10 protein-coding genes are annotated in these 15,879 nt (G+C 35.3%); 7 read left to right on the plus strand and 3 right to left on the minus strand.

Annotated elements, in window-relative coordinates; translation table 11 throughout:
* Positions 1-4 precede the first annotated feature (4 nt).
* From ABWU29_RS03875 to ABWU29_RS03895, 5 genes are all read left to right on the plus strand, one after another.
* Positions 5-487, plus strand: a complete 483-nt coding sequence (locus tag ABWU29_RS03875) for an ankyrin repeat domain-containing protein (protein ID WP_242049603.1) — start codon at positions 5-7, stop codon at positions 485-487.
* 299 nt (positions 488-786) lie between these two features.
* On the plus strand, positions 787-1,368 hold the full coding sequence (locus ABWU29_RS03880; RefSeq protein ID WP_197907395.1) for an ankyrin repeat domain-containing protein: 582 nt from the start codon (positions 787-789) through the stop codon (positions 1,366-1,368).
* Between the two features lie 42 nt (positions 1,369-1,410).
* Complete coding sequence (locus ABWU29_RS03885; protein WP_197907394.1) at positions 1,411-1,842, plus strand: DUF2924 domain-containing protein; 432 nt, start codon at positions 1,411-1,413, stop codon at positions 1,840-1,842.
* Positions 1,843-1,852: 10 nt separating this feature from the next.
* Positions 1,853-3,376, plus strand: a complete 1,524-nt coding sequence (locus ABWU29_RS03890) for a recombinase family protein (RefSeq protein WP_353280153.1) — start codon at positions 1,853-1,855, stop codon at positions 3,374-3,376.
* Positions 3,377-3,407: 31 nt separating this feature from the next.
* The gene (locus ABWU29_RS03895; protein ID WP_206759920.1) at positions 3,408-4,145 is read left to right on the plus strand and encodes a hypothetical protein; all 738 of its coding nucleotides are present in this window, start codon (positions 3,408-3,410) and stop codon (positions 4,143-4,145) included.
* A 121-nt stretch (positions 4,146-4,266) separates the two neighbouring features.
* Here the strand turns inward: ABWU29_RS03895 and ABWU29_RS03900 are convergent, their stop codons facing one another.
* The gene (locus ABWU29_RS03900) at positions 4,267-6,669 is read right to left on the minus strand and encodes a DnaJ domain-containing protein (protein WP_353280156.1); all 2,403 of its coding nucleotides are present in this window, start codon (positions 6,667-6,669) and stop codon (positions 4,267-4,269) included.
* A gap of 735 nt (positions 6,670-7,404) precedes the next feature.
* On the opposite strand from ABWU29_RS03900, the gene ABWU29_RS03905 reads away from it, so the two are divergent.
* Together ABWU29_RS03905 and ABWU29_RS03910 are read left to right on the plus strand one after the other, a co-directional pair.
* The gene (locus tag ABWU29_RS03905) at positions 7,405-8,367 is read left to right on the plus strand and encodes an ankyrin repeat domain-containing protein (protein WP_353280158.1); all 963 of its coding nucleotides are present in this window, start codon (positions 7,405-7,407) and stop codon (positions 8,365-8,367) included.
* Positions 8,368-8,891: 524 nt separating this feature from the next.
* Entirely contained in the window at positions 8,892-10,295 is a 1,404-nt protein-coding gene (locus ABWU29_RS03910; RefSeq protein WP_353280160.1) for an ankyrin repeat domain-containing protein, read from the plus strand.
* A 473-nt stretch (positions 10,296-10,768) separates the two neighbouring features.
* Here ABWU29_RS03910 and ABWU29_RS03915 read toward each other — a convergent pair whose 3' ends face one another.
* The gene (locus tag ABWU29_RS03915; RefSeq protein ID WP_015588932.1) at positions 10,769-14,212 is read right to left on the minus strand and encodes a cytoplasmic incompatibility factor CifB; all 3,444 of its coding nucleotides are present in this window, start codon (positions 14,210-14,212) and stop codon (positions 10,769-10,771) included.
* A gap of 53 nt (positions 14,213-14,265) precedes the next feature.
* On the minus strand, positions 14,266-15,741 hold the full coding sequence (locus tag ABWU29_RS03920; RefSeq protein WP_015588933.1) for a hypothetical protein: 1,476 nt from the start codon (positions 15,739-15,741) through the stop codon (positions 14,266-14,268).
* Between the last annotated feature and the right edge of the window lie 138 nt (positions 15,742-15,879).

The following is a 15,879-nucleotide window of genomic DNA, read 5'->3' on the forward strand; positions in this document are numbered from 1 at the left end:
CATCATGTGGATTAGTCAAGAAGAAAGGGATGATTTTAATGAATTATTTCAAGAGTTGCTTGCAGGCAAATTGTCTAAAAAGCATATAAATAGAAAAAATGAAAACGGTGAAACAATGTTGCACCGAGCAGCAAAAATGTCGACGAGAAAAAAAGTAAACTGGCTGATATGGGAAGGAGCAGATGTAGATGCAAGAGATAACGAAGGTTATACACCACTGCACTTAGCAGCGCTTGGAATGCGTCTGGAAAACGTAAAAGAATTAATAGAAGCCAGAGCAGATATAAACGCAACTGAAGAAGATGGAAATACGGCACTACATCTAGCGTGTATGGTAGGTGGAAAAAAGATAGTAGAAGAGTTAATAAAAGCAGGGGCAGAAATAAACCGGGTAAGTATATCAGGATTTAGCCCAATGTATTACGCAAGTGATGAAGAGATAAGCGAGGTGTTAAAGAAAAATGGAGGAAAAATAGTGAATAAATAGAGGGAGTTAATGGAAAAAATAAGTAAGGTATCGGAAAAGCAGGTGGTAAATGGTGGAAAGAAGCTAAATGATAGAGAAAAGCTGACAACAGCAGGAGGTAGATTTAATAGATTAAGTATATAGATTTATATCTTAATATAATATGCGGAAAAAATGTGTATATTTTGTAAAAAAAAACTTGCTTTTTATGCCAAAACAGCCCTAAGTGAAAAAGTAGCTAGTAAACAAACAAGATTTGCTAAGCGCTAAAGTGAGCCAAATTGGAGCCACTTTATATTGTATTAATAGCTGAGGAACTTATGGTAAAATTTAGTAAGAAAGAAAGAGAAGAATTTAATAAGTCGTGGAAAGAAGTATTAGATAACCCAATAGAAAATATTAATAAAAAAGACACAAAAGGAAGGACGATATTACATTATGCAGTAGGGATGCTAGATCCAAAAAAAGTGAGGTTATTAATCGAAAAAGGAGCAGATTTAGATGCAGCAGATGCCGGGAAATATAGACCACTACACCTAGCAGTGATGGGGCAACGTCTAGAAAATATAAAAGAGCTGATAAAGGCGGGAGTAGAGGTAAACGTAGTGGAACGTAGTAGCAAATTTGCCGCGTTACACCTGGCATGCATGGTCAGTGAGGTAAAAATAGTAGAAGAACTAGTAAAAGCGGGAGCAAATGTAGAGCAAAAGGATAAATATGGCAAAACCCCAATGGATTATGCGAGAAATAATAAAGAGATAAAAGAAGTGTTAGAGAACGTAAAAATGGCAAATAAACAGAGAGAGTTTATAGAAAGAATAAGGGTTGTATCGGAAAGTACGACAGCAGGTGTGATAGCGGCAAAGGAAGAGCTAGAAACTGTGGATGAGAAAGTGCTATAGCGTTTAAAAATTCAGAAGGGCTGTGTTTGAAAAGGTGATCATATGGAAAAAAAAGTAGAAAAAGAGGTAAAATGCTTAGAGAAAAAACCACTAGCAGAACTGAAAAAAATATGGAAGAAGGTATTTGAGGAAGAAGCACCTAGACACTCAAAGAAATACCTGATACCGAGGTTAGCATATAGGTTACAGGAGAAAGCGTATGGAGAAATATCAAGAAAAGGGGCAAAAAGACTAGAATATCTAGCAGATCGACTAGAGAAGGGAAAAAGAATAAGTAGTGACAAACTGCCAGTAGAGGGAACAGAGTTAATATTAGAGAGAGGAGAAGAAGTCCACGTTGTAATGGTAACAAATACAGGTTTGATCTACCGAGAAGAGTTTTATACGTCATTATCAGCGGTAGCCGGAAAAATAATGGGAATGAGCTACAACGGTCCTTTATTATTTGGGATGCGTGATAAAAAGGTAAGTTGAGGGGGAGAAAATGCTAAAAGAGGTAAGGTGTGCGATATATACGAGAAAATCAAATGAAGACGGGCTAGAGCAGAAGTTTAATAGTCTTGATGCACAGCGAGTAGCATGTGAAAAATATATAAAAAGCCGAGAAGGGTGGGTAGCATTAGCCAAAAGGTATGATGATGGAGGCTATTCAGGAAGTAATTTAAATAGACCAGCGATAAAGGAATTATTTGAAGATGTAAAAGCCGGAGAGGTAGACTGCGTGGTAGTATACACGTTGGACAGGTTATCAAGGGAAACGAAGGATTGCATAGAAGTAACGTCATTTTTTAGAAGGCACCGGATAAGTTTTGTAGCAGTGACGCAAATATTTGATAACAACACACCAATGGGAAAATTTGTGCAAACAGTGTTATCAGGAGCAGCACAACTAGAAAGAGAAATGATAGTAGAGAGAGTAAAAAATAAAATAGCAACATCGAAAGAGGAAGGATTATGGATGGGAGGAAATCCACCACTCGGCTATGATGTAAAAGATAAGGAATTAATAATAAATGAGAAAGAAGCAAAGGTAATAAAGCACATATTTGAAAGGTATATGGAGCTGAAATCAATGGCAGAATTGGCAAGAGAGTTAAACAGAGAAGGATATCGAACGAAGAAGTTTGAAGCAAAATCGGGAAAAGTATATGGAGGAGAGATATTTAAGAAAGCAACGGTAAGGAGAATAATAACAAACCCTATATATATGCGAAAAACAAGACATTACGAGAAACAATATAAAGGAAAGCATGAAGCGATAATAGAAGAAGAAAAATGGAAGAAGGCACAGGAATTAATAAAGGATCAGCCGTATAGAAAAGCAAAATATGAAGAGGCGCTACTAAAGGGAATAATAAAGTGCAAGAGCTGTGATGTAAACATGACGCTGACATACTCAAAAAAAGAAAATAAAAGGTACCGATATTACGTGTGCAATAATCATTTGAGGGGAAAGGATTGTGAATCAGGAAACCGAAATGTAATAGCCGGAGAAGTAGAGAAAGAAGTGATGAAGAGAGCTGAACGCTTATATGAAAATTGGGAAAGAGGGGAAGAAAAATGGGAAAATTTAAGTTTTGGAAAACAGAAAGAAGTGGTGAAGAAATTAGTAAAGGGAGTAATGGTAAAAGAAGATGGAATAGAGGTGCATTCTGAGTCAGAGAAGACATTTATAGCAATGAATTTAAAGAAGAAAGGAAACAAATGCACAGTAGTAGAACCAGAAGGGAAAACAAACAATGCGCTACTGAAAGCAGTGGTAAGAGCCCATCTGTGGAAACGTCAACTAGAGGAAAGAAAATATGCAAGTCTGAAGGAGCTGAGCGTTAAAATTAATATAGGTACAAGGCGCATACAACAAATTTTAAGGTTAAATTATTTAGCTCCAAAGATCAAAGAAGACATAGTAAATGGGAGACAACCAAGTAATTTGCGGTTAGTTGATTTAAGGGAAATACCGACGCTGTGGAGTGAGCAGATGGAAAAATTTTATGGATTAGTGTCGTAACGTTTATAAAAGCAACAAGAGGAAAAAAACTATGAAAACACCGAAAAAAATATGGAAAAGTATTGCTAAAAAATTCAAAAATAGCACTGCCGCAAAAGCAAACGTTTCTAGCAGTGCAGACAAAGATATTTTAGAAGAAGGCAAAAAACTTTCAGAAGAAGTTCTTAATAAGGAAGTAACCATAAAGCAGCAGGTTGTAACAGGCAAAACTGAAAGTGTGAGTCTGATCCAGGATACTGCTTCTATAATCGGTAATATCGAGACACCGGCTGACGCATATGAAAATAGTAATAAAAGTAGTCTTGAAGAATTTATAGAACATAAACCATGCGAAAATAGTAATGAAAGTAATACAATAGCTATAGAGCACATCGCTACTTCAATAGAAAAGCTTGATAATACTGGAATATGCGAAAAAAATGAAACTGCTGTAACAGAAACTGACATACAAGAGCAAAATGCTTCCAACAGCCTTTCTTCTGCTGCATGTTTTGATAATGGGTCTAGCAAAGAAAATACTGCAGACAAAAAAGAAAAACCATCAATGCAACAAAGGCAAGCAATCCTGGCTGGTGTTGTTGGTGCGGCATTACTAGTCAGTAGTATCATAGCTTATTTATTGAAAATGTACGCCATAGCGGTGATTGGGGGAATAGTTGGATTAGCTTGTGTGAGTTATGCGTTGTATAGTGTGCTAAAGCCGAATACAAAGCTTGAGAAAGTAGAGGAACAATCGATTACTGCTCATCCTCCTTTGAATCCAACATAAAAGGCCATGTCCAAAAAACCATAAATGTCAAGAAAGTTTTTAAATAAGATAACTTATTTAGAAGAATCTCTAAATTATTAACTTAATACCTAAACAATTATTCTATTCCTGCTATCCTTTCTCAACTTGGGCTATTTAAAACTTCCACAGCCGCAGAATCAATACCATTTTTAACTTCAACATTACTAAGCGCTGTATTTGCCTTATACGAACAGTAACATCCTACTGCAAGAAAAATCGATGCAGCTACAGCAAATGTAATACATATCGCTAAATAAGGTATTGTTAAACTTGCACCAACAGCAAATGCCCCAGATAATACAAAAGAAACAGAGGCATAGGTTACTTGCTTTCTACTCTGAGCGCTTACTGCTAAGAGTTTTTTGTTTTTAGCATTCAGATTTTGAGTTTGAAGTTGGATATTTTCTGATGAAAGTTGAGTTACTTCACTAGCTTTTTTAACCAAGTCTTGCTTTGTACTATTCAGCTCTTGCTCTTTTTCTGTGAGTTGATTTTTTATGCCTTCAAGTTCTTCTATAGTATTTTTAAGTCGAGTTACTTCTTGATTTGCACTACCTAGTGCTTCCTTCTGCTTTGTAAGTTGGGTGTTTAGTGTCCCTATAGTAGCGTTAAGTTTGTTTGTTTCACTAGTAAGTTGAGTTACTTTAACATCTTCGTCAGCCAAGCTTTTCTGTACGATACCCAACGCTTTCTCTTTCTCTGCGAGTTGAACTTTTGTTCTCTCAAGTTCCTCAATCTTTGTTATAAGCTTAGTTACTTCGCTAGTTTTGCTATCCAAGTCTTGCCTTGTACTATCCAGCTCTCCCTTCTGCTCTTTGAGCTGAGCTTCTAACTTCTCTATAGTACCATTAAGCTTGGTTACTTTTCCAATTTTGCTTTCCAGCTCTTCTTCTTTCTTCTTGAGTGCATCTTGCAGTTTTGTTTTCTCTTGCTCTAATTGAGCTTGTGCATTCTTTAGCTGCACATCTTTCTCTGTGAGTTCATTTTGTAGTTCTGCTTCCTTTGTTTCTAATTGAACTTGTGCACCCTTCAGCTTTTCCTCTTTCTCTGCAAGCTGAGTTTTCGTGCTTTCAAGTGCCTGAGTTTTTTCATTCAATTCTTTTTGTAGCTTTTCAAGCTGATTTCTCATATTCTCAGGTTCCTCTTGTCCTAATGAGCTTCCGACCTGCTGTGTGTTTGTAGGCATTTTACCCTCACTGAAATCATTGCTTACAGGTTCCTCCATTGAAGTCCCTACATTATTTATTGTATTACTTTCTTTTGTTGATGAAAGAACATTTTTTTCTATCTGTTGGCTGCCAGTACTTTCAGGTTCTGGACTTTTTTGATCGCCTGATTGACCGTTACTACTTTCCTCAACTGTTGCTTGTTGTGTATTGACTTCAGACTCATCTTCACTAGCACCTTTCAGTATACTTTCTTCTGCATCATAGAATTCATCATCACTCTCTTCAAAATTTTGTTCACTACTAAGTGGAACAGACTCTTTTTTTTGTGATTGACTAAATAGATCTATAAGCTGAGTATTACCTTGCTCAGTTGCAAGCGCTACTGCATTTAGGTTTCCAAGATAGGGGTCAGCTCCTTTATTTAAAAGCAATTTTACAATTTCAATATCTTCATTTCTTAAGGTCACATTGTTTGAAAAACGCTTTAGCATCTCAGTATTTTGCTCAGGAGAAGTATGTCGCAATAGAACTTCCATTGTTTTTCTTGTATATTGACTTTTTTCGCTGTAGCTATTAGCAATAATTGCTTGTTCTAATTCAGGAGTGACATCAATTTTTGCTCCACGTTGAAAAAGGAAAGATGCTAAGTTATGATTATTGTGTTCTAGAGCGTAATAAATTGGTGATCCATTATTTGATTCAATAACTTTATTAACATCAGCTCCATACCTCAACAATAATTTTGCAACATCTATATTGCTGAACATACATGCAACGCTTAAAGCTGTGCCCTCTGGACATATATCAATGTTAAGGTCAATTTTGCCATCTCGCTTTGATAAAATATCTTCGAAGAACTTGAACCAATCTTTGAACATGCAAGCGTTAACGATAAGATTGTATAACACATGTTTAGAATCGTCCGGGCAAGTTATATGAAGGTTCTTTACTTTCTTTATTAGCTCTTCTGCTTCTTGTAAATTTCTGTAAAGAAATGCCTTAAATAAACGACTTGCAATATCTTTTTTGTTTCCTGCTCTTGGTGTTTCACTATGCTCATTATGTATACGCGATTTTCTACCTTCGTCATACTTCTTTCTTTGTTCTGGATCTACTAGTACTTCATGTGCTTTCATGAGTTGTTGAAATTTTTTCTTTGCTTCTTCATTGTCACAATTTCTATCTGGGTAATATTCTAGTGCTAATTTTCTATATGCTTTTTTTATGTCATCTTGCTTAGCATCTACACCTACTTTCAATATTTTATAGTAGTCAACGTCAACTTTAAAAGAGTGTTTAAAATTTTCAAAATTTATCTCCTCACTAACCGGCATACCCCCCCTAATGATATTTCCTTTTTATGTTAATGGTATCCTAAACTTAGCTTTTGTCAACATAAATTCTGTTCTAGTTTAAAAAATCACTCACTTTCTAGCATCAACGAACATTTATTTGTTTACTTTCTTCAAAAACATAAAAATAGTACGTATATTTGTGAGAACAATTTAAATAAAAGCGGCGTTGTGAAAATAAAAACACAAAATTGTTGTAACAAAGTTAGGTGTATTAGTTCGTATATAAATTTAGTAAAAATAGGCTAATATAGCTGATTTTGTGGTATAGTAAAGTTACTATATAGAAAAATTCGCACAGATCTAGCGGTAGACCAACTGATCCCAAAAAAACTTGTTCTCACGCTTGTTATTTTAAGTTGCTGAAAGTGGTTGTATCGGTTAGGTTATTAGTAATATATTTTACTAAATTAATACCAATTCATTTGAGGATAAAAAGGAAAACTAAGGTAAATTTATAGCAAAAAAGGTTTGTGCTCATCTTATGACAAAGATGCAATAGAAACTCTCATGGAAAAGAGGCAAAGATTGTGGAAGTATATAGAAAAAGCTTTATGACGCTCAACGAAAAAAGGGAGGCGTTTGGCTTGCTGATGTTGCAGGTGATGATGAATTGAATTAAAAATTTTATATATAATGTAAGTGTAGTAATATTAATAAATATCAAATATTTATACTGCATTATCATCTAGCATACTAACAAATTAGAGGTAATTTATGAACGAAATACAACAAAGAGAGTTAAATGAACAACTTTTTAATGCTGTTGTACAGGGTAATATAGGGCAAATTGAGGAGTTAATAGTAGCTGGAGCAGAGGTTAATGCGGTAGATGAGGGTGAAAAAGCTTTTTCACGTCTTTCTGCTTTAAGTAATACAAGGGAAAGAGGGGTAGTAGAGGCAGCGAATATTCAGCAACTTAGACTCACTCCTTTACATTATGCTGTTTTAAGTGGCAGAGAGATGGTAGAGCTTTTAATCGAAAAAGGGGCAAATATTAATATGGTAAGTGAAGATGGACCTACTCTTTTACATTATGCTGCTGCTTTCAGTGACAAAAGAGAGGTGGTAGAGCTTTTAATCAAAGAAGGGGCGAATGTTGATGCGGTGAATAAGGTTAAAAATACTCCTTTACATGCTGCTGCTTTAAGTGGCAAAAGAGAAGTAGTAGAGTTCTTAATCGAAAAAGGGGCGAATATTAATGCGGTGAATGAGAGTAAAAATACTCCTTTACATGCTGCTACTTTAAGTGGCAAAAGAGAAGTGGTAGAGCTTTTAATCGGAGAGGGGGCGCATATTGATGCGATAGATGATAATGGCAATACTCCTTTAAGTTGGGCTGCTGAACATAGCCAAAAAGGTGTGATAGAGTCTTTACTTGAAAAAGGAGCGAATATTGATGTGATAGATGGTGATGGCAATACTCCTTTAAATTGCGTTATTATCTCGAATAAAATAGACAATGCTGAGTTAATAGTAAATCACATAGCAAAACTGGAAGCTACTGGCTTATATGTCAGTCCAGAGAATATACAACTTAAAGCTCAGATAATGCCAGAAATAGAAAAAAGAATATTTCTACATAATCATAAACCATTGATTGATGCTTTATCGACGCATTATGGAAGTAATTTTCAAGCAATGACATTTACTGGTATAAAGAACAGGAGTACGAAATAATACACTAATTTACTTTGTAGACTTCGAAGATGTTACAACAAGACATGTTCCTACACTGAAAGTCAAGACATTTGCAGAGATGGTTAAAAATAAAGATATAAATAGTAACCTTGAGTGCCCAAGCACTGAACAAACTCAAGGAGCTAGTCATTCTCTTAATTAAAGAAGGATACATGGAGACCTGCTGCGAAAACAAGAAGAGGTGTTCCTCGCTTGTATGAAGTATTTTTAAACGTGGTTTTTTTAAAGATCATAATTACCACAAAAACTGGGCTTTCCTTTTGCAGCAGGTCTTAAGCCTCCGCAGCGGACCTTCCGATTCCAAAGCAACTTCTTCTCTGTTGCATTTATTGGTTTGTGGAATAGTAGAAATATTGTTTTAATATCTACATAAAGACATACATATAATTAAGAAAAAGACAGAAGAAAAGAATATAAGAAATTAGAACTGACAAGCAAAAACTTGCTTTTTTATTAAATACGTGTACAATTTAGGCATGTGTTTTTAATTTTGAGGTATAGGTATGATAGACTTTATGAAGAATGAATTTGAAATAATATTGCAGGGGATAGAGGAAAATCCAAGTATATACAGCAATAACACAACTACAAGAATAGCAAATGAATTACAAGAATATAATTCAAGAAGGTCAAGCGAAATTAATGAATCTAGTGAATCTATTCACCACAAAATGCAGCTATTGGATGAAAACTATAACAGAGAGACACAGTTATTGAGTGAAAACTATGGCAGAAAGATACAGTCGTTAAACTACCAGTACAATAGTAAATTGTTACAGGAGCTGCATAACAATGCCAATAGTAGTAAATCCAATTATGATTCTAGACATGCTATACCTGATTATGATTGGGAATATGAAAGGTATAATAATAGTTTGAAAGATAGCGAAGCAAAATTTAATATGGAATTCAAGAAATATGAGAATGAGCTCAGAGAGTTAGAGCAGGAGCGTTGTAGTATAAAACATATAATGCATGAATGTAATCAGTGGAAAAAACATGGGTTTGATATAAATTACATTTTCAAAGTACAAGATGATTCTAACCATACAAAAGAATATACATTATTACATTTTGCTGCAAATTTTGGGGATATAAATGTTACAAAATTACTGTTAGAAGGAGGAGCAGGTGTTGATATAAAAGATCAAAACGGAAATACTTCTTTGCACTTATCCGCATCCAATGGCTATATAGACATAGTAGAACTTCTAGTGAAAGAAGGATCAGACCCTAATGTAGTGAATAAAGACGGAAATACTTCCTTGCACTTAGCTGCTGCAAATGGCCATATAGACATAATAGAACTTCTAGTGAAAAAAGGATCAGATCTTAATGTAGTGAATAAAGACGGAAATACTCCTTTACATAGTGCTTTCTATAATAATTGCACAAAGGTAGTTAAGTATTTAATAGGAAAAGAACCAAGTATGAAAGAAGTTGTAGAGCATCTAGTGAGGTGTGTAGTAGAAGATAGAGCACATACGTTACTAAAAGGTCGTACTCCTTTACATTTAGCTGCTATTTATGACTGCACAGAAGTAGCAGAGTCTTTACTGAAAAAGTGGGAAAATCCTTTGTTAAAAGACACTAATGGTAAAACTCCAAGAGAGTTAGCCACAGATGAAAGTTTAATACAGCTTTTCGGGGAAGCAGAAATAAAACAACAAGAATATAATGCAACCAAGTGGGGTCTTGTTAGTGGCGGATCAACAGCAGTATTAGGTATAGCTGCGACAACCATTTTTGCAACAGTATTTACAATTGGATTTCTGCCTATAGTAGGGGCGGTTGCTGCAGCCACAACACTTGTGTTAGCGGTTGGTGGGACTACATATATGATATTAAAGCCCAGTGCTAAAATAGAGAGAATCGAATGTGAAGAAACATACATCTGCAGAACTTAGGCTTGTTGAAGTTTAGCTCCTTGTGTATGGAATATGCAACTACTATCGGCTTGATGTGCATCCCCAAAGTGTAGTGGTATGGGCGGTATCTGACTCATAGACGTCGTTTCAATTATTAAATATGTTAAAGTACAAACATGAATGAGTTAGAAAAAGTTTGTTCAAGCTATATGAAAAAGTGAAAAATCTAGGGGTAGTGTGCTGCAAAACCTACCCATTCCAAAAAAAAATTGTTCTCACGCTGGCTGGTTTTGGTTGCTGGAAATGGTTGCATCGTTTAAATTTATTAATGTTATACACTACCAAATTATAAGAACCTCCTTCAACTTTACCCAACTCGACACATATACTTTTTGAAACATTGCTGCAAGTAGAAAAAAACAGGTTACCCACCTTAACTTCTTTAAATTTGCTCACAATCTTTACTTGATGCATAAGGTTTTTGTTACACTCCTTTCATCTACCGATTACCTCTACCTACCGCCTTTACCTTTGCTAAGGTCAGAAACACGACTAGCTTCAGGACCTTCTAAACTCGACTGTGGCAGGCCACCAAAATTACTGGAATCACTAACACTAAGCGATATAGGTGCTTCTACTGGTCCACACCCTCCTCCCACTCTGTGATATCCTAATTCTAGATAAGTACGTAGTAATGGATCAATTTGTTCTCTATTTTGAATGTATGCTTGCAATTGCACACTTTGAAATCCCGGATCATTCCTGAATAATTGTGAAATGCCCACTCTTATGTTCTGAAAGTAATTTCTATCTCTGTTTGGGTGGCCTCTTCCAAGAAAATCGCGTATTATATTTATGATATTCTGCACTTGCCCAACAGGATTTTCGTTTAGAACTCGATTAATATCACTAGCATTTTCTAATGCCCATAAACCACAATTCCAACCATCTGTTTGCTGACTAACAGAAACATTATTAATCCTGATATTATTTCCTAAGTTATTTTGAATGATATCAGTAATACCACCTGGAACAGCAGTAGCAGTTGAATCAGCATAGTACCCAACATAGTTCCCATTTTGACGTTCAATCACTAGTGTAACCCAATGAGTATTATTTAAAGTAATGATTAAAGTTAAACGCTGTTGTTTTTCATTTTCCCTAAATTGATTTAATACTCTAACAATGTGCTCGTTACCGTCATTCCTTGCCAAATTAGCTACTTCAAAAGTGTGATTACCTTCAGTACGAAGCTGATATCGCAATCTTCCAGCGTGAGCTATATCAATTTGTTGAAGCCAGTAATCATAATGTCCATTTCTCGTCGCAAATTCTAGCGTAAGTAGATCATTTACTTCTATCCCTTGATTTCTAAGAATATCTCTTATTTGTCTTCTTATCTCTTGTGCTGTAGGAATGGAATTATCACCTCTCCTTATTCTTGACTTTAATGTTTCTATTACCTGTGCTCTAGTACCTTGCAAGTAACTAAATGGAACGTGCAGATTATCATCTATATCAAGCAAAAAAATCGAGTTCTGTCCTGGTTTTCTTTCCGTGTAAAAGCGCCTGAAATTTTCACGAGTCTGATCTGATAATAGACCCTCTGGTGGATTTTCATCAATAACACTTTCAGGTCCCACTAATACTCCTGGTCTTGAGTCACGACCACCACGATCAAGTCTATGTACATACTCTTCTCTTCCTATTCCTTCTGGAATAGATATAAGACCTTCTACTCTCTCTGCACCTGCATTAAATATAAGAGGAAGTAAAACCACCTCATTTCCAGAAGTAATAGGCACATATCCTCTCTGCTTGTTTATAAGTTCTTTTATTTGATCTTTTGCGTTATTCTCCTTTTGTATTATTTCTTCTGCATTACCAGCAAATCTTAATATATATCCAATTGGATGAGTATCTGCTGTAGGTTGCCTTAATAATAAAAGGTCTAATCTCTGTTCTGTAATTCTTGTGAGTATTGCCCTTTCTCCTTCTTCTTCCTGACCCCTTTTCAAACTATATGTTTGACCAACTTTATACATAGCAAGCACTTTATAAGGATTATCACTAGCATAAAATGTACCATGTAGTATAGAACGAAACTTATCCTCACTATTAACATTTATTGCGTCCCTAAGTGGCATCAATGCTCCAGAGATCTCTTGAAATAGTTCTCTATGCTGACCTACATTTTTCCAGCCATCATTCATAACCCTTTCTGAAATACCATGTACATTTTCAGCATTAGGTACTTGTACAAGATCACCATCAAGAAAATTATTTGCATTATTATTTTGGTAATCGTGATATAAACCAAGGTCATTTGGTTGATCAATATCTAGCTCAAATTGGTCATTAAGTGTGCATGAAACTTCCCATACATGAACATTATTTCTATTAACATTAAGAGCTTGTAAATCGATAGCTTCTTGCTGTTGCGCATCGTAAGCTCTAATATGAAGTGTAACTATATTATAACCCTGAGCATAAGAGACCATAGTTAAAGTATGTCTTCTTAAATCTCCATCACCGTATCTAAATATATACTTTCTTACACGTACTCGATCTTCTCCTTCTTCCAGCTCTAAATACTCTCTATCAAAAGCACTACTTCCAAAAGCAAAACCAGTTATACAATCAAATATTCTGTTATAATTCTCTGCATTTCTTGGTATTTCACCAGGAAGATGTTGAAGCAAGAAATCTCTAATATTCTCTCCAACCTCTTCATCTTCTATATACTCAAACAATCTTTGTACTAAAGGAAACCTGCCCTGTTGAAGCCCTACTGTATCAACCCTAAAAGGAATTCGATTTAAATTAAAATTTAATCCAACACAGACAGTATTTCTTGATTCAGTATGGATAGGTATAAATGAAGAATTGTGTAACCTTCCAGCGTAGCCTATGGCACAGTTTAATGCAACATCTGACGGTGTGTCAAATATAGCAAGATTAATAACAATAGGAATATTTTCTCTTTCTGCTTGATGATGTATAAGAAATGCAACATGTGAGTTTCTAGGAGATAAGTCAAGATCGATGCCTATTGTGTAGCGATGACTAAAATTTGCTAAAAAACCTAATAAAAACCCGTGACTCTCAAATTTTTGATTGCGATTTTCAATATTATTTTCTAGCGCTTGTCTGCAATTATCATAGATGTCAGTTATATATGGCAAAACTTCCCTGTGCATTCTACGTTCTACATTTTGTCTTTGGTTATTTGCTAGTATTTCCATAAAGTTGTCAATCCTTTGTTGACCTTGTGCTACCTGTGCAAAATTGACTGATCTATCAAGTTGTCTGAGCTGATTTTGATTGAGTTGTCTTCCTTTTATTTCCTGAATTGTCAATCTGTGATCTCCTAAGAGTTGTCTAAGAAGACTAATCTCAGATGCTGAATATTTGGCAAATTTATCTCTACCCCTAAAATCCTTTTCACGAATCACCTCGAATACTGTTGCAATTGCCTCTCCCTGACTCTTGCCTTTTCCATGCATGCATACTTTATATTGCTCAAAATCTAGGTCTCCTTCCCTTAAATCTGGATTTTGCTGTATAATCTTTTGTATTAGAGCATTTCTCTCCCTTGTACTAAACCTTAACCCATCACTGTTAGGGCGATCAGAAATGCTGTAACACTTGACAACTCGCTGTCCGTCACGACTACGAGTTAAAACAGCAACCTTTAAGTTTCCTGTATTTCTATTCCTACCACCTGTATCAATACCATGATTATCAAAACGAAAATAGACTCTCTCATTTGCATCCAAGATATCAGCATCATGTGCAGTAGCAAACATGCTAAAAAAGAATACAGGAAGGAAACGACCTGCACTTACATGATACAAGAAAGATGGACATTGATCTAAAAAAGATTCAAATCCTTGTCTGAATCCTTCAAGATCTCCATCCACCAAACTCCTAATAAGTCCATCACCATTACTCATACAAAATACCCCTTATTTACTACGACCAGAAACACCAAGAGTTCATAAGTAGATTACTTATTACCACTAAGCGTAAAGACGCTTTTTTTCTTATAAGAAGAAACACCACTTACACTAGGAGTTCCAAGCTCAGACTGCGGACCATCATCAACTGGCAAAGTTGTTTCCTTACTACCATGAGCTTTAGATCGTGACCGTAAATTATTCCAAGGACCATCACCTACAGGACCAAGAGGTAGAGTTGTTTTCTCTAACTCAGAGAATAACTCTTCTGCAAACAAACCGTAATCTACGTAATCCTTCATTCCTTCCCTACCGCATAATCTAAGGTTTTTTATTATCTTTTCCTTAAAGAACTCAAACTTTTCAGGAAAGCAATCTTTAGCAAATAATATTACATCTAATATTTCTTTTTTCTCTACTTCTTTTTCCTCATCAGACTTATAAATGTCTTCTCGTTTCCAGTTAATTATTAACCCTGCAAGCATGTCCTGTATAGGAACTATACAATTAGAAATATTAACAGAAATCTTTCTGTATTCAATAAAGCAGTCACATTTCCAAATCTTCATAATAAGAGATCTAGCTTGAACATTTGATTCAGGATTTTTCAACATTACATTTGAAAGTGAGTAAAGAAGGAGGTCATACTCATCCTGTGAGAGTATTTCCTTTGAATGATCACCTCGTGCTGAAGCTTCCTCATAACACCAGCACTGTACCAAATCATGAACCGTATCAAAAAAACATGACTCTATTAATTCAGCAAAAAGGGAATATATTCCTTTATCTTTCTGCGATAATTTCTGTAAAAGAGTATCTTTATCAGCTATATTCCTTACACAAAAATCTAAAATAGGAGCATCTTTCTCAACAGATTGAGGACGAGAAAGAGCAATAATAGCTTCTGTAAGCTTCTTCTCTTTATCTTCTTCTTTTAAATGATTATAAAAATACTCTACTCCCTCACTCCACCTAAGTTTTACAGCACTGTCAAAGCCTTCTACTGCATCATACTTCTTTAATTCCCCAGATTCTCTATCGATCCAGAAATCAAATACAGGACCTTTCCTTCGAATGCCACCCAAAAGCGAGTTTCGTATGTACTCATCAGTTATAGGATTACCTCTACTATCAAGTTCATCAGAAGAAAATCCATTTTTGTAGGATTCAAATGCTTTTTGAAAGAGTGGATGAATTTTATCTACCACACAGTAACTACAAGCCATCTCATATTTGCGAAGTGGATTATCTATTCCACCTATTTTTTCTTCAGTAAACCTTTGACCTAAAGCAGCATTATCCAACCTTACACCTGACCAGCAACCTTCATCTTGGAATACATTGTGCAAAAACTTCAACTTATCACCCTTAAAGTATTTTATGTGCTCCATAAAGTTATCTTGAAGGACTCCCACCCATCTCTTGATAGCTGACTTCCTCCCGGCAGCAACTGCTGGATCTGGATGTTTAATAGCTTCCTGTAATTTTTTGGACATCGTAGCCCGAAGCTCTTTCTGTGTTGGCATTAACCCCTCCTATTAAGTATTTATATAAAAAAGGCATTGTACATACATTAGAATGGATTGCAACATAAAAATTACTAGAATAGAGGACTTAATAAAAAAAACGTTATGGCTAAAACTTTTCTTCTTGAATGTCCTTAA

Source organism: Wolbachia endosymbiont (group A) of Phasia obesa (assembly GCF_964028125.1).
Classification (GTDB): Bacteria; Pseudomonadota; Alphaproteobacteria; order Rickettsiales; family Anaplasmataceae; genus Wolbachia; species Wolbachia pipientis.